Below are 19,987 nucleotides of genomic sequence, written 5' to 3' on the forward strand. Positions count from 1 at the left end.
CAGCATGCGCATTTCTTCCAACACATTGTGGGCCAGGGTGCGTCCGTCTCTTTTCATGCCGTCAATGAAAGCACCGATCGCCGCTCTGCGCAAGAGAGTGTTCTCTAAGTTACTGACTTATGAGTAACTCCAGTTTCCCAGACCCATTCGGGTGAACAACCTATTGAGACATCACACCTAGCGCTGAACGGGCTCCACCTCCATGTTGAGAAAGCAGTCGCAGCCCGCGCCGACCCAGTAGTCCGCCCGCTGCGCGGCAGGGGCGGCATCGGTGGTCCATGTACGGATGCCACATTCCATGGCCTGCCATTCGACGATTGTCCTCAACCAATTGCTATGCTTTTTGATACCACAGTGATTGGTACATAAGCGCTGCAGGCCGTTTTCAATTGAATTGATACCTGGCTCACGCCCCCCTGCGCACACGCCCGAGCAGCAGCACCGCCACAGCCGCCAGCACCGCGGGCACGGCGGCCACCAGGATGATGGATGCGGGCGTCCAGGCCGCGGCCAGCAGGGCGCCGCCTGCCAGCGGCCCGACGATGGCGCCGATGCGGCCCACGCCCAGCGCCCAGCCCACGCCGGTGGCGCGGATGTGGGTGGGGTAGATGGCGGCGGCCAGCGCGTTGCAGCCGATCTGCGCGCCCACCACGCCGAAGCCTGAGAGCGCGGCGCCGGCCAGCAGGCACGTGAGGTTCTGCCCGCTGAAGGCGATCAGCGCGATGAAGCCGGCCGATGCGGCGTAGGCCGCGCCCAGCACGGTGTAGGCGCTGAAGCGGTCGATGAGCCGGCCCAGCGCGAGCGCGCCGACCACGCCGCCCAGGTTGAGCATGGCGGTGGAGAGAATGGCCTTTTCCAGCGGCAGGCCGGCGCTTTTGAGCAGCGTGGGCAGCCAGTTGACCAGGAAGTACATGACCAGCAGGTTCATGAAGAACGCCAGCCACAGCAGCACGGTGGTGTGTAGGCGGCCGTGGCGGAACAGTTCGAACACCGAAAAGCCCGCCTGCACGCCGGCCGCCTCGCCGCGCAGGCCGGCCATCACGGTGGCCGCGTCTTCGCCGGGGTAGGCGCTTTTGACGATGGGCTCGTAGCGCGCGGGCGCGGCGCCGCTGGCGGCCAGGTAGCGCAGCGATTCGGGCAGCAGCGCGGCCAGCACCGGCAGCACCAGCAGGGGCAGCACCCCGCCCAGCACGAACACGGCATACCAGTCGAAGTGCGCGATGAGCCAGCTGGAGAGCAGCCCGCCCAGCGTGGAGCCGAGCGGAAAGCCGCAGAACATCACCGTGACCAGCGTGGCGCGCAGGCGCTGCGGCGCGTATTCGCTCGTGAGGGCGATGATGTTGGGCATGGCCGCGCCCAGGCCCACGCCGGTGATGAAGCGGTAGGCCAGCAGCTCGTTCATGCTGGTGGCCCAGGCCGTGAGCAGCGCGAAGAGGCCGAAGATGAAGGTGGACAGCAGGATGATCTTCTTGCGGCCCCAGCGGTCGGCGGCGGGGCTGGGCAGGAAGGCGCCGGCCATGAGGCCGAAGAGGCCGGCCGCGAAGATGGGCCCGAACTCCGAGGGCTTGAGCCCCCAGCCCTCGGCGATGCGCGGGGCCACGTAGGCGATGGACTGGGTATCGAAGCCGTCGAGCATGGCGACGATGGCGCACAGCAGCGTCACGCGCAACTGCAGCGGCCCGAAGGCGGCGCGGTCCGCCGCCGGAATGCCGGCGGCCAGGGATGGGTTCATGGTGTCTCTCTCCGTTTTCGGGGGATGGATGCCCGGCCCGTCCGTGCCGGGTCAGGCGCCCGGCCGGCGGATCTCAGGCGGTGGCGATCAGGGTTGGTGGTCGGGCTGCTCCTGCGGCCGGGCCGCGATGAAGGCGGGGTGCTGCTGCGCGTGCGCGCGCACGGCCATCACACGGGGGTAGGCATCGAGGGCGCAGCCCGCGCGCAGCGCGTTGGCCACCTGCGGCACCAGGCACACGTCGGCGGCGGTGGGCTGGCTGCCGAAGCACCACGGCCCGCCGCCGCCATGCAGCGCCAGCAGCCCTTCCAAGGCCTCGAAGCCCTCGGCCGCCCAGTGGGCGTACCAGGCGTCCTTCTGCGCCGCGCTCAGGCCCAGCGGCCCCTGCAGGTATTTCAGGATGCGCAGGTTGTTGACGGGGTGCATGTCGCAGGCGATGGCATGGGCCAGCTCCAGCACGCGCGCGCGCAGCCGGGGCTCCAGCGGGATCAGGCGCGGCTCGGGGTGGCGCTGGTCCAGGTAATCGAGGATGGCCATCGACTGGCCCAGGGCGAAGTCGCCGTCCACCAGCAGGGGGACGGCCCGCGATGGATTCAGCGCCGCGTAGCCCGGCGCGCGGTGCTCGCCGTTGCGGATGTTCACCCCGTGGTAGTCGGCGGGCAGCCCTTTGAGGGCGAGCGCGATGCGCACCCGGTACGAGGTGGAGCTGTTGAAGAAGCTGTAGAGCTGCATGGCGGGTTCCATGGCGTCAGACCACGTCCACCCGCAGCTCGCCCAGGCGTTCCACGCCCACCACCATGCGGTCGCCGCGCACCACCGGGCCCACGCCTTCGGGGGTGCCGGTGTAGATGAGGTCGCCAGGCTCCAGGCGGAACCAGGTGGAGAGGTCGGCGATGGTTTCGGCCACCGACCAGATCAGGTGCGACACGTCGCTGCGCTGGCGGTCCGCGCCGTTCACGGTGAGCCAGATGCCGGCCTGCGCGAAGTGGCCCACGTCGCTGGCGCGGTGGATGGGGCCGATGGGCGCGGAGGCATCGAAGGCCTTGCCGATCTCCCAGGGCCGGCCCATCTGGCGCATTTCCATCTGCCGGTCGCGGCGCGTCATGTCCAGGCCCACGGCATAGCCCCAGGCATGTTCCAGCGCGTTCTCGCGGGCGATGTCGCTGCCCGCTTTGCCGATGGCGACCACCAGCTCGGCCTCGTAGTGGAAGTTGTCGGTGCGGGGCGGATACGGCAAGCGCAGCGTCTCGCAATGGGCCACGGGGACCACGGCATCGGCCGGCTTGCAAAAGAAGAAGGGCGGCTCGCGGTCGGGATCGAACCCCATCTCGCGGGCGTGGGCCGCGTAGTTGCGGCCCACGCAGTAAACGCGGCGCACGGCGAAGGCATCGCCGCTGCCGGCAACGGGCACGGCAACGGAGGGAGGAGCGGGAAACACGAGGGCCATGGAGGTGTCTTTCAAAACGGGGAACGAAGATTCAGAATGCGCGGCGGCTCACAGGCGCTCTTCGCGCAGCAGGCCCAGGGCGGCCTGCACCGGGCGGTCGGAATAGCTGAACAGCACCGCGTCCTGCGTCGCGGCCAGTTGCACGGGCGCCCACGAAGGTGCGACGAAGGTGTCGCGCGGGCCGAACTGGAAGGTGCGCTCGCCGATGCGCGCCGTGCCCTGGCCCTCGACCACGCTGAACACGGTCGCATCGGTGCCGCGGTAGGTGCGGCCCTGAAAGCCCGCCGGCAGGAACTGCATGAACGTGGCCATGGTGGGCATGGCCCCCCACCGGTGGCGGGGTTCACGTAGCGCAGCTTGACGCCGTGCCAGGCGTCCAGCTCGCCCTGGCGGAACAGCTGGTCCAGCGCCTCGCGGCTGCGCTCGTAGGGGTAGCTGAAGAGGGGCGAGGTGGAACCCTCCGCCGCGCGGTGGCGCACCGGCACCATGTTGTGGCCGAAGGCGGCGAAGCTGTGCCCCTCGGCCCGGCTCACGGGCTGCACCGCTTCGGGGTAGTTCTCCGCAAAGCCGGCATCCAGGTGGCCGATGAGGGGGATGTCGAGCCCGTCGAGCCAGACCACGGGCTCGCCGCCGTCCGCCACTGCGGGGTTGCCGTGGTCGTGCCAGGTCCACGAAGGCGTGATGATGAAGTCGCCCGGGTGCATGGTGGTGCGCTCGCCGTTGACGGCCGTGTAGGCACCCTGCCCTTCCACGATGAAGCGCAGCGCCGACTGCGTGTGCCGGTGGCGCTGGGCGCCACCTCGCCGGGCAGGATGAGCTGCAGCCCCGCATACAGCGTGGAGGTGATGCTGGCGCGGCCGGGCAGGCCGGGGTTTTCCAGGATGAGCACGCGGCGCACCGCCTCCTCGGCGCTGATGACGTCGCCGGCCTGCATGACCAGCGGGCGCACGTCTTCGTATTTCCAGAAGGCCGGCACGGCCTGCGGGCGGGGCTCGCGCGGCACCAGGCTGTGCAGCGACTCCCAGAGCGGGGCCATGCTGTGGCGGGCGATGTGGTCGTAGTAGGCCTGCCGCTCGGCGGATGCGGATGCGGATGCGGATGCGGGGGCGGGGGCGGGGGCGGGCGGGGCCAGGGTGGGCGTGTCCATGCGGTTGTCTCCTTTTTGTCTGCCGCAAGCCATGCACGCGGCACTTGGAAGGGCGCCGCAGCCGGGCCGATGGGCCGATTATTCGAACCCTCCGATAGTCCGTAAGATCATTCATTGGTCTCATCCATAATCTTTTGGATATACCTTCACCCACGACACGCCCTCCATGGACTGGACCCACCGGCTGCGCCTGCGCCAGCTGCAAATGCTTTTGAGCCTGGCGCAGACGGGCAACATGAGCCAGTCGGCGCAGTTGCTGCACACCGCGCAGCCCGCGCTCTCCAAGTGGCTCAAGGAGCTGGAGGATGACCTGGGCATGGTGCTGTTCGAGCGCCACGCGCGCGGGCTCAAGCCCACGCCACAGGGCGAGGCGCTGATCGCCCACGCCCGGTGCATCGAGGCCCACCTGGACAGTGCGCGCGACGACATGCACGCCCTGCGCGAGGGCGGCAGCGGGCTGGTGGCGGTGGGCACCTCGGGCGCTTCGGCCTCCGACGTGCTGCGCATGGCCGTGCTGCGCCTGCTGGAGTGGCTGCCGCGCGCCCAGATCCGGCTGGCCGAAAGCAACATGAACGTACCCATGCAGCAACTGGCCCATGGCGAGCTGGACGTGGTGGTGGGCTGATCCGCGCCCGAGCTGCACGACACGCACATCCACACCGAAATGCTGTACATGGAGCCCATCCACCTGGTGGCGCGCCCGCAGCACCCGCTGCTGCGGCAGGAGCGCGCATTGGACTGGGGCGATCTCATGGCCTACCGTTGGCTGGTGTGGCCGCGCGGCACGCCGATCCGCAATGCGCTGGAGGGTGCGCTGGCTGCGGCCGGGCACGCGCTGCCGCAGGGCAGCGTGGAGTCCAACTCCGTCACGCTCAACCTCACGCTGCTGGGCCACAGCGACATGATCGGCATGGCCTCGCACCACGCGGCGCTGCGCTTTTCGCACATGGGCGCGCTGGACGTGCTGCGCGCCCTGGCGCGCGAGCCCGAGGCCGCCGCGGCGCTGCTGCAGGACTTCGCCGATGCCGCCGCCGGCGAGCCGCGCATCCTCCCCGCGCTTCGGCCGCTCCGAGACCTGCTGGCCCTCCCGCCCGAACAACTGGAGCCCCTGGGCCGCCGGCTCGTGCAACACCTGGTGCTGGTGGCACAGGCCTGCCTGCTGCGCCGCCATGCGCCGCACGCGGTGGCGGACGCCTTTGCGGCCACCCGCCTGGAGGACGGCGGCGCAGGCCGCGTCGCAGGGGCCATCGACCCCCGCGCGGTGGACATCGGGGCGATTCTGGAGCGCGCGTTTCCGGCGTGATCCGGCCCGCGGTGCCTTCGCACCAGGGCGCAGGGCTTCGCACGGCCGCATGGCGCGCGGCAGGCACCGTCGCACCATGCGGCGGCAGCAGCCACGGCCAGCCGTTGGCCCCCACGCCACGCGTGCGCAAGCAAAACGCCCCATGCTCCCCATCTCCACACGACCCACTCTTGCCGAAGCGCGATCGACCGTTGCCGGCGAACCGGCAGCACCAGAGGCGCCGAGCCGTACGCCTTCGCGCTCGCCGTCGCCCCGGCTTCGGCATGGCGCCCTGCCCGCCCGCTCGGCAACCCCACCGCCACCGGGCACACCGATGGCGCCGCGACCTGCCGGGCTCGGCGCCTCCAGCTCCAGCGAGCGGCTGCAAGCCTTGATGCGCCACCAGGCCGAAGGGGCGGTGGGCAATGCAGACATCACGACGGATTCGGATTGGGAGTCGCAGTCGGATTCGGACTCCGAGGCGAGCTTTGACGTCATCGTGGACGACAGCGCGATCCAGGCTGCGCGCCAGGCCCGGACCGCCGACATCACGCAGGCCATGGCGCGAGCGCGCACGCCCCAGGATTTGAACGCCATGGTGGCGCAAGCCCTGCAAGCGGCCCGGCAAGCGGCGCAAAGCAGCCCGCTGCCCACGGGCGAGGACATCTCCAGTGCCCTGCAGCCCACGTACGACCATCGAACCAACGGCTTCATGGAGGCCAAGCAGATCCTCCGGCGCCTGGAGACGGCCGCGAACGCCTGGAAGGCCGCGGTGCAGAACCACCAGGCCGCGCTGTCTGCCCGCGACCTGCTGCTGCCGCACGCAGGCAGTGATTTTCTCGACGAGCAACTGATGCCGCTGCAGGCGCTGGCCTGCCGGGTGCGCGCGCAGGAAAAGACCCTGGGCGGCCTCCTGCTGCTGCGGCAATTTCCCTACGCGGGCGCCGCTGGCAAGGCCCGCCACCACAACGAGGCCGCGGACCGCCTGCGCGAGGCTTGCGCCCTGCGCGAGCACGAACCCAGGGACGGCCTGCCCAGCGGTATGGCCGATATCGACGCGGCGCTTCGCCAGGCGTTGGCGGGCATCGGCCCGTCGATGAAGGCGCTTTTGAACGCGATCGACCCCAGCGGCAAGCTGAAGGGCACGCCGTCGCAGTTCGCACCGCCGGGAAGCCGTGCCAGCCAGCCCGAAGCCATCGAAGAGGCCTGGCTGACGCACTATGCGCAGTCCTGCGCCACGCTGGAAGGAGCCGCGCGGGACTTGCTGGCGGCCTGGGGCCACCCCTGCGATGGATCGACGGCCGAAGCGGCAGAAATGGCCAGGGCCCTGACCAGCCCCCCGGCCCAGGAACACCGGGCCGCCCTGCGGCGCGAAGCCGCGCTGCACCAGGCCGTGGCCCCTTTGCTGAACAGCGTGCAAGGGCTGCAAGACCGCGCCACGGCGCGGCAGGACACCGCACCGCAGGCGCCCTGGCTGCACGCGTTGGAGGTGTTCGGCGACCTGAGCCTCGCCCTGCGGAGCGCGGACGATGCCGGCCGCAGGCTCCAGAGCCATGCCGCGCAATGGAGCCCTGAACACCGCGAGGCCTCCCGGGAGGCGATCGATGGCCTGCAAACCCGTATCGCTACCGCCCAGAGCCAGGCATCGACACGGGCACGCGCAGCCCTGCACCAGTCGCTCGGCCACCTGATCGAGCAAGGAACCAGCGTGCTGCAGAAGGTGCGCAGCGAGGCCGGTGCCTCTCAGGCCACGGCCCGGGCGGCATTGCCGGACCTGGCCGCGGCAGCGCGTAGCGCACTGGCGCAGCTGCAGTCATCGGGGCTGCACCCCCGCCTCGCCCCCCTGTCGCTGGAACAGTGCCGTCAGGTATGCACCGCCGTCGCCCAGGCCTGCGAGGACATGGCCCAGGTGCCCGGGACGCTGGCCGAAGCGCAGCAACACGCGGCGCGCCTGCAACTGGCCGAGCAACGGGCGCGGCAGGCGGCCCAAGGGGAACTCGCGCCGTCCATGCATCTGTTGGCCGACCTCTGCGGCGCTGCCGCCAAGGACGCGCTGGACACCGCTGCGGCCATGGAGCTGCAAGCCGCCAGCCGGTTAAGCACGCAGCGCGAAGGGGCCCTGCATGCGGCCATGGAGCCGGTGCTCTCGGCGTTGGAAAACCGGCCGCCGCCTGCCGCCGATGCGCAGTCCGCGCCAGCCCATTCATGGCAGCGCCACAGCGACGTTTTCGAGCCGCTGGACCGGGGCCTTCGCGCCGCGCAGGAAGCGCAAAGCGCGCTCGACCGGCACATCGCCCCGTGGAGCGAGGCGCAGCGCCATGAATCCAGCGCCGTCATCGGAGCGCTGCAAGCACGCATCACCGCCGCCGGCACGGCCGTGCGCGAGACCGCCAGCTCCGCCGTGTACCAGGCGTTCGCGAGCATCTGGCGGACCGGGGCGGCGATGCTGTCGGGCGCGTCCGAGGACGGGCCGGACCACGCCGCGGCGCAGTCCCTGGCCCACCAGGCCCTGGCCGCCGCCCGCGATTTCCACGGCGCACTCCAAGCCTTCCTGGCAAGGGTGCCCCCGCAGGAACACGAGGGCCTTGCGCTTTTCGCCAAGGCTTTCCAAACCCTGTCCACGGCCGGGGAAGCGCTGCGCATGCCGCTGGACGAACCCGCCCAGGCCCTGGCACGCGCCGCCCTGCTGGAAACCGCAGCCAAGCAAGCGCGGGAAGCCGCGCGCTCCGAATTGAAAGCGCCATTGCAGCAGTGGGCGCTCTGGTGCGATGATCTTCGCACCGATGCCATCGGCGCCGCAGTGCTTCACGACATGAAAGCGATCGAAGCACTGTGCGAGGCCAGCGACGAAGCCCTTTCCGCGGCGACGTGGCAACTCAGCGATCGGCTCCTGGCAACGCATGAACTGGCTTTCGATCTGCCTTTCCAGGTCACGGACGAAGGCAAGGTGGAGATGGCCGAGGCATCGCCCGCGCCGCCAACGCCTGCAGAGGATCTGGCCATGGCAGAAGAAGCGGCAGCCATCGCGCAGCGTGCCGCCCACCTGCGCGCCAGCCTGCTGACCAAGATCCCGCACGGTGCGCTGCGGGAAATGGTGCAGAACCATCAGTCTTCTCGCAGCGAGCTCAGCGAGACGGCCTACTCGGCCCGGGTGGTCTCCAGCCTGCTGCCTCTCTTTCACGAGGCATCGCAGGCCATCGCCCAGGCGTCCCCGGGCGAACGGCACCGCGTGGCCCGGCGATTCGCCGAAGCCGCAAAGTCCTATCAGCAGGGCGCGACCGAGGCCCTGGGCGACTACCTGGAAGCCAGCATGCGCCTGCAATCGCGCAGCGACCGCCAGTCGGCCGCCATCGACGGCGCGAACGTGCGCCAGAGCGAACGGCTGGTGACGCTGATGCAGCGGAGCCTGGAGGGTCTGGCCGAGCTTCTGGAGTGCCGCAAGATGGTGATCGGCATCCACGCGCGGAAGGCCAACAGGCACCGCGAAGTCAAGGACGGCCTGATGACCATCAACAACCGGTACGGGCGGGCGGTCCAGAAGATCGACGACAGCATGGAGCAACTGGCGCAACGGCTGGATGTGGAAGCCCAGCGCCCGGGCTATGCCGACATCGCGAACGAGCAAAAAGACAATCTCATTGTCGCATTCAGCATGCTGATATGGCGGGGCAAATTCGAAAACGCCATCGTTCAGGCCCAGATGGCGATCGACTGGCTGGGAAGGTTCCTGGGCCCGGACCAACCGCAGCGCACGGCGTCGGAGCTGACGGGATGCATCGAGTTAGTCAACATGCTCCAGAGCATGCTGTCCGAACAAAACAAATTTGCCCTCGACACGGTGAAGCATGAGAGCAATACGCATCTGGTTCGGAAAATGCTCACGGCCTCGCTGGCCTGCGTGCAGCAGTTAAAGGTCTTGGAGGCGCGGATCGGCGTTTTGCCCCAGGCACTGGCCCCGGCCGCTGCGGCGTCGTCCAGCACGGCGCCGGCCACCGCCTCGCAGAAGACACGCCCACGCCGCAGGCGCTGAGGGTGCCTGCGGATCAGCGGATGGGCATCGCCATCGCAACGCCGAAATTGCTATAAATTCAATAGCAATACAGGCATACAAAATACCGGCATACCGCTGTTTCTGCTTGAAAACAGGTCAGGGGCATGCCGCGATGGCCCATGGCGCGCTCGTGGCCGTCCCGGCGCCCATGCCGGGTAGAACGCTCACACCGGCACGCCACCCCAGCGCTGCAGCAGCAACGCGTCTTCGGCAGCGCGCCGGCGGTGCATGAAGTCGGCGGCGGCCTCGTTGTAGGCCACGCGCTCCTGCACATGGGCATCGCCATCGCGCGGAAGGTCGCGGTCATGGAAGGGGTCTTCCTCGAACGCCGCATCGAGGCGGGCGAACGGCTCGCGGTGCAAGTGCCGCATGCCGACGCGCCAGGTTTCGTTGGACAGCAGGTAGGCCGTGAGTGGGCGCCCGTCGCTTTCGGCGTCCATCACGCCCGCAGCCAGCGCCGAGAGGTCGCCGGGCGTCAGGACGCTTTGCCCGGCATAGGTCATTTCAGAGGGCACGCTGTCCGGCAGCGCCAGCAAGGCTTTCAGGCTGACCTTGGCATGCAGCATGGTCTCCAGCGGCTCGCTGCGGAGCTGTCGCTCCATGTCCTCGGGAACACCGGGCGTCTCCAGCGCCTGCAGGATGAAGTGGTGCACGGCCGTCTCCAGCGTTCCCAGCCGAAACTGCTGCCGCGCCCAGCCGTCCAGCCCCGCCGCGTCGATCCGGCCCTCGCGCACCGCGTGGGCCATCTGGTGGTTGCGCACCATGAGAACGATGGCGGAAAAGCCTTCGGCCACGTTGTCGCCGCACGACCCGAGCGCGTTCTCGGCCATGGCCAGAACCAGCGCCCGGAGCCGGCCGTCGCCAGCGATGGCCCGAATCACCTGCGCACCCTCGTGCAGGAGGGTGGCGCCCGGCCCGTGCGCGTTCTCCAGCGCCAGCGTGGATGGCAGCCTCCGCTCCAGCAAGCGGGCGAACGCGGGGGCATTTTCTTCGCCATCGAAGGCCTCCTGGGCTTCCAGCCAGAGCGAGAAGGATTCGCGCAGTTGCGATGCAAGCCGGGACGGCACGGATTGGTGCAGGGCCCCGGCTCCGATGGCCCGGTAGCCCCGCTCCGCGAGGGCAGCGATTCCCTCGCGGGACAGCCGTGCGGCATGGTCCGGCGTGAGCGTGGATTCGCTATCGCAATGGGCCTGCAATGCACCTTCGGCGGCATCGCGCAGGGGTTGCGACAGCGATTCGTCACCGATCACCCGCAGGAGGTGGTTGAAGGCGGCGCGGTACTCGGGGCCCCGCATGGGGATCTCGCCGTCGGGGGCCACGGCCATGCCGTCCACCGGAACGCAGGCCCGCAGCAGGGACAAAGCCCGCTCGCCGGCCTGGGCCAGAAGGCCCGCACCATGGCGGCTCTCCTGGCGGGCCCGCAGTTGCGCCTTCAGGACCGACATCCACAGCCCCATTTCCTGGGATGGCGCCGGCAGATCGGGGCCCTGGCGCCAGCGCGCCTCCAGGGTTTGCGCGAGAAGCTGGCGCTGCTCGGGCGCCAGGGCCTTGGCATGCAGATATCGGGCGCTGGGAGACGCTTGCAGCCAGTCCTCCCATGCCGGCAAGGACAGGGCCGGCGCCTCGGCGGTTGCGCCTGGCGCGGGCGGCCCGGCGGGCGGCCCGGCCGTTGCCGGCGCATCCTGCGCGGCCCCTTCTGTGGGCGTGGGCAGGATTCTCAGCATCTCCCCCAGCGTGCGCCGTGCGGGGGCGGCGGATGCCAGCGTGTCGGCGGTCATTCCCGGCGCCGAAGGGGCGCGCGCCGCCAAGGCCTCCGGGGGCCGTCTCCACAGCGATCCGAGCGTTTGCCTCGCCGGCGCGTTGGTGGCCGAGCCGACGGGTGCGGCCGAGTGATCGGCCGGCCTCTGCGGCGGCAGCGCGGCAGGCATGGACGGCGCACGAACAGGGCCGGACAAGGGCATGGCGCATTGCGAAGTGAATAACACCAGCATGATGCACCGGGCCCAGGGCCGGTACGCCCACCACTCCGAAGAGCGCGCGCTGCAAGCGAACCGCGCTGCCCGCACCACCCATGGCGGCGCACGGTTCGGCACAGGCCACAATGGCGCCCATGCTCACGCTCCAAAACATCCAGGATGCCGCCGTTCGCCTGCGCGGCCATGTGCTCGACACGCCCTGCGTGGAATCCAAGACGCTCTCGCAGATCGTGGGCGCGCAGGTGTTCCTCAAGTTCGAGAACCTGCAGTTCACCGCCTCCTTCAAGGAGCGCGGCGCCTGCAACAAGCTCAGCCAGTTGTCGCCCGAAGAGCAGCAGCGCGGCGTGATCGCCATGAGCGCCGGCAACCATGCCCAGGGCGTGGCCTACCACGCGCAGCGCCTGGGCCTGCACGCCGTGATCGTGATGCCGCGCTTCACGCCCGGCGTGAAGGTGGAGCGCACGCGCGGCTTCGGCGCCGAGGTGGTGCTGCACGGCGACACGCTGGAAGAATCCCGCGCCCACGCCTATGCACTGGCCGAGGAGCGGGGCCTGACCTTCGTGCACCCCTACGACGACGAAGCCGTGGCGGCCGGCCAGGGCACGCTGGGCCTGGAAATGCTGCAGGCCGTGCCGGACCTGGACACGCTGATCATCGCCGTGGGCGGTGGCGGCCTGATCTCCGGCGTGGCGACGGGGGCGAAGGCGATCCGCCCCGGCATCGAGATCGTGGGCGTGCAGACCGCCCGCTTTCCGGCCATGGTGAATGCCATCAAGGGCACGCAGCATCCGCAGGGCACATCGACCATCGCCGAAGGCATTGCCGTGGGCACGCCGGGCACGATCACGCGGGAGGTGATAGCGCGGCTGGTGGACGATCTGGTGCTGGTGCAGGAGGGCGACATCGAGCAAGCGGTGCTCATGCTGCTGGAGATCGAGAAGACGCTGGTCGAGGGTGCGGGCGCCGCAGGGCTGGCGGCCCTGGTGCGCTATCCCGAGCGCTTTCGCGGCAAGAAGGTCGGCCTGGTGCTGTGCGGGGGCAACATCGACCCGCTGCTGCTGGCGGCCATCATCGAGCGCGGCATGGTGCGCTCCGGGCGGCTGGCTCGCATCAAGGTCAGCGCGCGCGACATTCCAGGGGTGCTCGCCCGCATCACCGCCACCGTGGCCGAAGCCGGCGCCAACATCGAAGAGGTACACCACCAGCGGGCTTTCACCATGCTGGCGGCCCAGAACGTGGAGATCGAACTGGTGCTGCAGACACGCGGCAAGGCGCATGTGCAGCAGGTTCTGGAGCAATTGCGCGCCGCCCACATGGAGGCCGACCTGATTTGACGGCGGCCATCGGCGTCGGCCCGCAGCAACCGGTTTTTTGTAGGAGAAAAGCGGTTTTTTGCGGAAATTCCCTGCCAAACACAGGACGTTGCATGGGATGGCGCACGGTTTTCGGCACACTGCGGGCCCATGCAGCAACCAAAACGACGCCATTTCCTGCGCACCCTCGGCCGAGGTGCCGCCCTGGCTTCCGCCGGCACCCTCGGCCTGAACTGGACCCAGGCCTTCGCCAAGCTCAAGCCGTTGGGCAAGCCGCAGCCTTTTGACTTCGCCGCCCTCAAAGGCCAGGCGCGCGCCCTTGCCGGCAAGGCCTATGCCCCGTACCAGGGCACTTTGCCCACCTCGGTCACTTCGCTCGACTGGGACCAGTACCAGTCGATGCAGTTCCGGCCGGACCACTCGCTGTGGGCCGACGAGAAACTGCGGTTTCAAGCCAAGTTCTTCCACCTGGGCCTGTTCTTCAAGAAGCCCGTGCACATGTACGAACTGGCCGACGGCCAGGCCCAGGAACTGGCCTACGACCCGGCCATGTTCGATTACGGCAAGAGCGGCCTGAAGGCCGGCGACCTGCCTGCGGACCTGGGCTTTGCGGGCTTTCGCCTGAACTTCCACACCGATCCGGTGCGGGACGTCGCGGCCTTCCTGGGCGCCAGCTATTTCCGCGCCGTGGGGGGCGAGTGGCAATACGGCCTGTCGGCGCGCGGTCTGGCCATCGACACCGGCATGCAGCGGCCGGAAGAGTTTCCCGATTTCACGGCGTTCTACCTGGAGCGCCCCGCGCCGGGCTCCAACACGGTGGTCGTGCTCGCCCTGCTCGACTCCCCCAGCGTGGCCGGCGCATACCGCTTCGCCATCACCCCCGGCGACACGCAAGTGATGGAAATCGACGCGGCGCTGTACCCGCGCAAGGAAATCGAGCGCATCGGCATCGCCCCCTGCACCAGCATGTTCCAGCACGGCGAAAACGACCACCGCATGGCCAACGACTGGCGACCGGAAATCCACGATTCCGATGGCCTGTCCATGTGGCGCGGCAACGGAGAGTGGGTCTGGCGCCCGCTCACCAACCCGCCGAACCTGCAGTTCAACGCCTTTGCCGACCAGAACCCGCGCGGGTTCGGCCTGCTGCAGCGCGACCGCAACTTCGACCACTACCAGGACGATGGCGTGTTCTACGAGCGCCGCCCTTCGCTGTGGGTGGAGCCCAAGGCCGACTGGGGTGCGGGCTCGATCCAGCTCGTGGAGATTCCGACGATCGACGAGACCTTCGACAACATCGTGGCGTTCTGGAACCCCGAGCGCAAGCCGCAGCCGGGCGAGGAACTGCTCGTGGGGTACCGCCTGTACTGGGGCGCGCATCCGCCGGCCAAGCCGGCGCTCGCCAGTTGCGTGGCAACGCGCACGGGGCTGGGCGGCGTCGTGGGCCAGCCGCGCAAGTACTTCTCGTGGCGCTTTGCCGTGGACTTCGCGGGCGAAAACCTCGCGGCGCTGGGCCGCGATGCCAAGGTCGAGCCGGTCATCACGGTGAGCCGGGGCAAGGTCGAGATCACCTCGGCCCGCCCGCTCGATGCAGTCAACGGCTGGCGCGCGATGTTCGACATCCGGCCCGAGGACGACAGCACGGCGCCCATCACCATCCGCATGTACCTGCGGGTGGGCAAGGAGCCGATCACCGAAACCTGGCTGTACCAGTGGGTGCCGCCTGCGCCGGCCGATCGCAAGCTGGTCTGATACCCGTCGAAACCCTGTGGCGGCCGCGCGGCGGCTGCCGCTAGAATTGCGTAACTTTCAGGCAGCTACCAGGAGACTCCATGGCCCACGACACGACCACCACCCCGCATGTCGGCGAACACCACCATGCCCCCGATGGCGTGGAGGCCGTGGTGCCACTGATGCCCATCGTGCTGCCCGTCGTCGGCGGCGTGCTGATGTTCCTGCTGGCCTTCATCGCCATCTACATGGCCTGATCGCCCGGCACACTCCCTTCGCAGAGCCCCGCGCCGCGGGGCTTTTTTACGCCCCCCTCCTTTGAAGGATGAACCCATGAGAGCCGGCCATGCCCTGGTCCTTTTTTCCGGTGGACAGGACTCCACCACTTGCCTGGCCTGGGCGCTGACCCACTTCGAGCGGGTGGAAACCATCGGCTTCGACTATGGCCAGCGCCACCATGTGGAACTGCAGGCACGCCAGGACGTGCTGGCCGGCGTGCGCGCCGGGTTTCCGCAGTGGGCCGACCGGCTGGGTGAAGACCACATGGTCGATCTCGCGGTGCTGGGCCAGATCAGCGATACCGCGCTGACCCGCGACACCGCCATCCAGATGACCGAGGCCGGGCTGCCCAACACCTTCGTGCCGGGCCGCAACCTGTTGTTCTTCCAGCTCGCCGCCGCGGTGGGCTACCGGCGAGGGCTGCACACGCTGGTGGGCGGCATGTGCGAGACCGATTTTTCCGGCTACCCCGACTGCCGGGACGACACGCTCAAGGCCCTGCAGGTGGCCGTGTCGCTGGGCATGGGGCAGCGCTTCACGTTCGACACGCCCCTCATGTGGATCGACAAGGCCGCCACCTGGGAGATGGCGCGCCAACTGGGCGGCGATGCGCTGGTGGACCTGATCGTGCAGCGCTCGCACACCTGCTACCACGGCGTGCGCGACACCCTGCATGCCTGGGGCTATGGCTGCGGGACCTGCCCGGCCTGCGAACTGCGCCGCACCGGGTACGAACGGTGGAAGGCAGGCTACCGGTAGCGGCTGGCGGCTGCTGGGCGACCGGCATGTTTAGAATGAGAACAATTCCCATCCACGTGATTTGCTCGTTCGGCGGCCCCCTCCATGTCAGCCTCTTTGCACCCCTTGGCCGCCGCTGCCGTCGAAACCATCTATCGCTCGCACCATGGCTGGCTGCTGGGCTGGCTCCGCCGGCGGCTGGGCAATGCCTCGCAGGCCGCGGACCTTGCGCATGACACCTTCCTGAGGCTCATGGCGTCGCGCGATGTCGCGGCGCTGCGGGAGCCGCAGGCTTTCCTTCGCACGTTGGCGCATGGGGTGGTCGTCAACCATTGGCGCAGGCTCGACATCGAACGCGCATGGGCCGAAGTGCTGGCAGCCCAGCCCGAGCCGCAAGCCCCTTCCGCCGAAGAACACGCCCTCGCCGTGGAGGCCTTGTGCCGCATCGACGCCATGCTCGACCGTCTGAACCCGAAGGCCCGCAGCGCGTTTCTGCTGTCGCAGATCGATGGAATGGCCTATGCGCAGATCGGGCAGCAACTCGGCGTTTCGGAGCGGATGGTGAAGAAGTACATGGCGCAGGCCATGCTGCAGTGCCTTCTGCTGGCCGGGCAATGAGCGGCGTCGCCGAGCAGCCGGCTTTCGAGGATCTGCAACAGGCCGCAGACTGGTTCGCCGTTCTCCAGAGCGACCGGGTGACCGAAGCGGAACGGCGGCAGTGGCAGCGCTGGCTCGACACAGGGCCGCGCCAGCAGGCGGCATGGCAGCGGGTGGAGACAGTGGCCGGCGATTTTTCCGGGGTGGCCCGCCCGATGGTGCGCCAGGTGCTCGAGGTTCGGCCGGCCGTTTCGCGCCAGCGGCGGACCATGCTGCGCGCCCTGGTGCTGGCACCGGCAGCGGGTTTGGCAGGATGGACGGTGACGCGCCATGCGCCCTGGCAAGGATGGACCGCCGCCTACCGCACGGACACCGGCGAGCAGCGCGCCTTCACCCTGGCCGATGGCAGCGAGCTGCGGCTCAACACGGCGACCGCCGTTGACGTGGACTATTCCGCCACGCTGCGCCGCATCGTGCTGCACCAGGGCGAGTTGCTCATCACCTCCGGCCACGACGCACACCAGCCGCCCCGGCGCCTGGTGGTGGACGTCGCCGCCGGACGATTGACGGCACTCGGCACCCGCTTTGCAGTGCGGCACGAAGACGGCGGCGCCGTCCGGGTGGCGGTTTTCGAAGGGGCCGTGCAGGTGCGCCCCGAGGGCGGGGCCGAGCCACGCGTCGTGCAGGCGGGGCGGCAGGTGCGCCTGGGGCGCGACGGCGTGGAGGACGCCACCGATGCGGCCAGCTACGCCGTTGATTGGCAGCAAGGCATGCTGGTGGCCGATGGAATGCGGTTGGGCGACTTCATCGCCGAACTGGGGCGCTACCGGCGCGGGCATCTGGCGTGCGCGCCCGAAGTGGCGGACCTTCGGATCGTGGGCGCCTACCCGCTGTCGGACACCAGCCTCATCCTGGCGGCCTTGCAGGCGAGCTTGCCGATCCAGGTGCGACGACCGCTGCCCTGGTGGACCGTGGTGGAAGCGCGCCCTGCGCCTCGCTGAAAAATTTTCGGTCCGGGGTTCCCTTTTCGGAGGAGCGGATTGGCATACCGGATGCCGACCACTTCACGGACCCGATAGCCACCATGCCTGCGCACCTTTCCTTGACCTCTCGTTCGCCGCTCCTGCCTTTTCGCGGCGCGGCGTCTGCCAACGCGCTGCGCGCCGCACTCATGGCACTGCCGGCTGCGATGGCAGCCGCAGCCGCCCTCCCCGCTCAGGCGCAGGGCACGATGGCCGCCGCGCGGGAATACGCCATCGCAGCCGGGCCCCTGGGCACCGTGTTGAGCCAGTTCGCGGGCCAGGCCGGCATTCTGCTGTCGGCCAATGCCGCCATGACCTCGGGGGTTCCCAGCCCTGGAGTGCGCGGCCGACTGAGCGTGAGCGACGGTCTCGCGGCAGCCTTGGCCGGCACCGGCCTGCAGGCCGTGCGCGGCCCGGACGGAATCTATACCCTGCTGCCGGGCGCTGCCGCCCAGACGATGTCCGAAGTGCGCGTGACCGGCCAGCGCACCGGCATGCTGGCTCCGGTGACCGTCACGGCCAGTGCGGCACAAGAGTCCAGCAAGGGACCCGGCAAGGGTTTCGTGGCCCAGAGCGCCACCGGGGGAACCAAGACCGGCACCTCGCTGCTGGAAACGCCGCAGTCCGTTTCGGTCGTCACCCGCGGCCAGATGGAGGCCCTGGGCGCCACCACCCTCGTCGAAAGCCTGCGCTACACGCCGGGCATCGTGGCCCAGTATGGCAACACCGACCTGCGCTACGACTGGTTCACCCTGCGCGGCTTCACGCCTCCGGCGCGCTATCTGGACAATCTTCGGCTGCCTTTCGGCGCCCGTGGCTATTCACAGCCCCGCATCGAGCCATGGGGCCTGGAGCGGACCGAAGTGGTGAAGGGCCCATCGTCGGTGCTGTATGGGCAGACCGCGCCGGGCGGACTGATCAACATGGTCAGCAAGCGGCCAACCGGGGAGCCGGTGCGCGACATCGAACTGCAGGCAGGCAGCCACCACCGCAAGCAGGCGGCCATCGACATCGGCGGGGCACTGGATCAGGAGGGCGTCTGGAGCTATCGCCTGGTCGGGCTGCGCCGCGAGGCCGACACCTCGTTCGACCATGTGTCCGAGAAAAAGACTTACCTGGCGCCATCGCTGTCTTTCCGCCCCAGCGACGCCACGCAGATCACTTTGCTGGGCCAATGGCAGTCGCTCGATTCGCCCGGCGGCGGCGGTGCACCCGCCCTGCCCGCTGCCGGCACGCTGGACACCAGCCGCTATGCCGCTTTGCCGACCCGGGCCTTCGTCGGAGAGCCGGGCTTCGACCGTTACCAGAACCGGCAGCGCTTCATCGGGTACGAGGCAGAGCACCGGTTGAACGACCGAACCACGCTGCGGCAGAACCTGCGCTACGGCAAGGTCACGGCAGAAACACGCCGCATCCAGGCGTTCTGCCAAGGCGCCTGCAACCCGTCGGCGCTGGCACGCTACGCCTGGGCCTTCCCGGAACAGGCCGAACTGCTGACCGTCGATACGCAGGCGCAGTTCGATTTCCGCAGCGGCTCGGTGGCCCACACCGTTCTGGCCGGAGTGGACTTCTCGGACGAAAAAGCCACTTACGACGAAAGCAACCTGCGCGTGCTCGCCACGCCGTTCAATGCCTACCAGCCGGTGTACGGCCGCGACAGCGGCGCGATCCCCTCGGTCGGCACCCACATCGATCAAACACGCCGGCAGCTCGGCGCGTATCTGCAGGACCAGGTGCAATGGGAACGCTGGACCGGTGTCTTCGCCGGCCGCTATGACCGCGCCGACACGGCCACCCGGACGCTCACCACCGCCACGGGCCGCACCGTTGCCGCCGATCAGGACGACGGGCAATTCACAGGGCGCGCCGCGCTCATGTACACGCTGGATGGCGGCGTTGTCCCTTATGTGAGCTATTCGACCTCGTTCCAGCCGGCCGCCGGCACCGATCGGCTCGGCGCAGTGTTCGACCCCACCACTGGCAAACAGATCGAGGTGGGCTTGAAGTACCAGCCGCCTGGCTCGAAGGCCTTGTTCACCGCGGCCATCTACCAGCTCACGCAGCAGAACGTGCTCACGCCCGACCCGCTGAGCCGCTCGTTCAACGAACAGACCGGCGAAGTCCGTGTGCGTGGGCTGGAACTGGAAGCACGCGGCCCGGTGGCCCGTGGCCTGGAGGCCGTGGCGTCGTACGCATACACCGACAGCCGCGTCACCCGCGCCAATCCGAACGCCGCCGGTGCGAGCCTTCAGGGCAACCGCTTCGCCTTCGTGCCGCAGCAGCAGGCGGCACTGTGGCTGGACTACGCGCTGCAAAACGACGCTTTCGCCGGCCTTTCGCTCGGCGCTGGCGTGCGCCATACGGGCGCCACTTTCGGCGATGCGGCTAATGTGTACCGCGTCCCGGGCGTCACGCTGATCGATGCGGCAGTGCGCTGGGATCTGGGCCGCTTGCAGCCTGCGTTGAAAGGCGTGCGGCTGGCCCTGAACGTGGCCAATCTGGCGGACAAGCAATACGTGGCGTCGTGCCTGGCGTCGGCGGGTTGCTACTACGGCGAGCGCCGAACCGTTTACCTGACGGCCCGCTACAGCTGGTAGGCAGGGCGCAGGAGCGCTGGTTTCAGCGCTCCAAAGGCCGGCGCCACGGCGCCGGCAACATAACCCCATGTTTTTTTT

The 19,987-nt window shown here is 69.1% G+C and carries 15 protein-coding genes and 1 pseudogene; 10 read left to right on the forward strand and 6 right to left on the reverse strand.

Features of this window, described 5'->3' with window-relative positions; translation table 11 throughout:
- Positions 1 to 177: 177 nt before the first annotated feature.
- From AVHM3334_RS14855 to gtdA, 5 genes and pseudogenes are all read right to left on the reverse strand, one after another.
- Positions 178 to 327 carry a hypothetical protein gene (locus tag AVHM3334_RS14855; protein ID WP_284413499.1) on the reverse strand — a complete coding sequence of 50 codons (150 nt, stop codon included), beginning with the start codon at positions 325 to 327 and terminating at the stop codon, positions 178 to 180.
- A gap of 79 nt (positions 328 to 406) precedes the next feature.
- Positions 407 to 1,732: an MFS transporter gene (locus AVHM3334_RS14860; RefSeq protein WP_284413501.1), complete on the reverse strand. Its 1,326-nt coding sequence runs from the start codon at positions 1,730 to 1,732 to the stop codon at positions 407 to 409.
- An 87-nt stretch (positions 1,733 to 1,819) separates the two neighbouring features.
- Positions 1,820 to 2,461: a maleylacetoacetate isomerase gene (gene maiA, locus AVHM3334_RS14865; protein ID WP_284413597.1), complete on the reverse strand. Its 642-nt coding sequence runs from the start codon at positions 2,459 to 2,461 to the stop codon at positions 1,820 to 1,822.
- 16 nt (positions 2,462 to 2,477) lie between these two features.
- On the reverse strand, positions 2,478 to 3,176 hold the full coding sequence (locus AVHM3334_RS14870) for a fumarylacetoacetate hydrolase family protein (RefSeq protein ID WP_284413503.1): 699 nt from the start codon (positions 3,174 to 3,176) through the stop codon (positions 2,478 to 2,480).
- A 48-nt stretch (positions 3,177 to 3,224) separates the two neighbouring features.
- A pseudogene (gene gtdA, locus AVHM3334_RS14875) lies at positions 3,225 to 4,212 on the reverse strand (gentisate 1,2-dioxygenase).
- Between the two features lie 277 nt (positions 4,213 to 4,489).
- Here gtdA and AVHM3334_RS14880 point away from each other — a divergent pair.
- The 3 genes from AVHM3334_RS14880 to AVHM3334_RS14890 all read left to right on the forward strand — a co-directional run bounded on the left by AVHM3334_RS14880 (position 4,490) and on the right by AVHM3334_RS14890 (position 9,635).
- Complete coding sequence (locus AVHM3334_RS14880) at positions 4,490 to 4,948, forward strand: LysR family transcriptional regulator (RefSeq protein ID WP_284413504.1); 459 nt, start codon at positions 4,490 to 4,492, stop codon at positions 4,946 to 4,948.
- Between the two features lie 12 nt (positions 4,949 to 4,960).
- On the forward strand, positions 4,961 to 5,626 hold the full coding sequence (locus AVHM3334_RS14885; protein WP_284413599.1) for a LysR substrate-binding domain-containing protein: 666 nt from the start codon (positions 4,961 to 4,963) through the stop codon (positions 5,624 to 5,626).
- Positions 5,627 to 5,939: 313 nt separating this feature from the next.
- Positions 5,940 to 9,635 carry a hypothetical protein gene (locus AVHM3334_RS14890; RefSeq protein ID WP_284413506.1) on the forward strand — a complete coding sequence of 1,232 codons (3,696 nt, stop codon included), beginning with the start codon at positions 5,940 to 5,942 and terminating at the stop codon, positions 9,633 to 9,635.
- Positions 9,636 to 9,820: 185 nt separating this feature from the next.
- On the opposite strand, the gene AVHM3334_RS14895 is transcribed toward AVHM3334_RS14890, so the two are convergent.
- Positions 9,821 to 11,584, reverse strand: coding sequence for an NEL-type E3 ubiquitin ligase domain-containing protein (locus AVHM3334_RS14895; protein WP_284413508.1), 1,764 nt, complete (start codon positions 11,582 to 11,584; stop codon positions 9,821 to 9,823).
- A 173-nt stretch (positions 11,585 to 11,757) separates the two neighbouring features.
- Between AVHM3334_RS14895 and AVHM3334_RS14900 the strand changes: the two genes are divergently transcribed.
- The 7 genes from AVHM3334_RS14900 (at position 11,758) to AVHM3334_RS14930 (ending at position 19,909) form a co-directional block, all read left to right on the forward strand.
- Positions 11,758 to 12,966, forward strand: coding sequence for a threonine ammonia-lyase (locus AVHM3334_RS14900; protein ID WP_284413601.1), 1,209 nt, complete (start codon positions 11,758 to 11,760; stop codon positions 12,964 to 12,966).
- 129 nt (positions 12,967 to 13,095) lie between these two features.
- Positions 13,096 to 14,697, forward strand: a complete 1,602-nt coding sequence (locus tag AVHM3334_RS14905; RefSeq protein WP_284413510.1) for an OpgD/OpgG family glucan biosynthesis protein — start codon at positions 13,096 to 13,098, stop codon at positions 14,695 to 14,697.
- An 80-nt stretch (positions 14,698 to 14,777) separates the two neighbouring features.
- Positions 14,778 to 14,933: a hypothetical protein gene (locus AVHM3334_RS14910; protein WP_272549895.1), complete on the forward strand. Its 156-nt coding sequence runs from the start codon at positions 14,778 to 14,780 to the stop codon at positions 14,931 to 14,933.
- A 76-nt stretch (positions 14,934 to 15,009) separates the two neighbouring features.
- Positions 15,010 to 15,714, forward strand: a complete 705-nt coding sequence (gene queC / locus AVHM3334_RS14915; protein ID WP_284413512.1) for a 7-cyano-7-deazaguanine synthase QueC — start codon at positions 15,010 to 15,012, stop codon at positions 15,712 to 15,714.
- An 84-nt stretch (positions 15,715 to 15,798) separates the two neighbouring features.
- Positions 15,799 to 16,311: a sigma-70 family RNA polymerase sigma factor gene (locus AVHM3334_RS14920; protein WP_284413514.1), complete on the forward strand. Its 513-nt coding sequence runs from the start codon at positions 15,799 to 15,801 to the stop codon at positions 16,309 to 16,311.
- The gene (locus AVHM3334_RS14925) at positions 16,308 to 17,291 is read left to right on the forward strand and encodes a FecR domain-containing protein (RefSeq protein ID WP_284413517.1); all 984 of its coding nucleotides are present in this window, start codon (positions 16,308 to 16,310) and stop codon (positions 17,289 to 17,291) included. Before AVHM3334_RS14920 ends, AVHM3334_RS14925 begins: the two co-directional genes overlap by 4 nt.
- A 101-nt stretch (positions 17,292 to 17,392) precedes the next feature.
- Positions 17,393 to 19,909, forward strand: a complete 2,517-nt coding sequence (locus AVHM3334_RS14930) for a TonB-dependent siderophore receptor (RefSeq protein WP_284413519.1) — start codon at positions 17,393 to 17,395, stop codon at positions 19,907 to 19,909.
- Positions 19,910 to 19,987: the final 78 nt, after the last annotated feature.

This window comes from Acidovorax sp. SUPP3334 (assembly GCF_030159055.1).
Lineage (GTDB): Bacteria > Pseudomonadota > Gammaproteobacteria > Burkholderiales > Burkholderiaceae_C > Paracidovorax.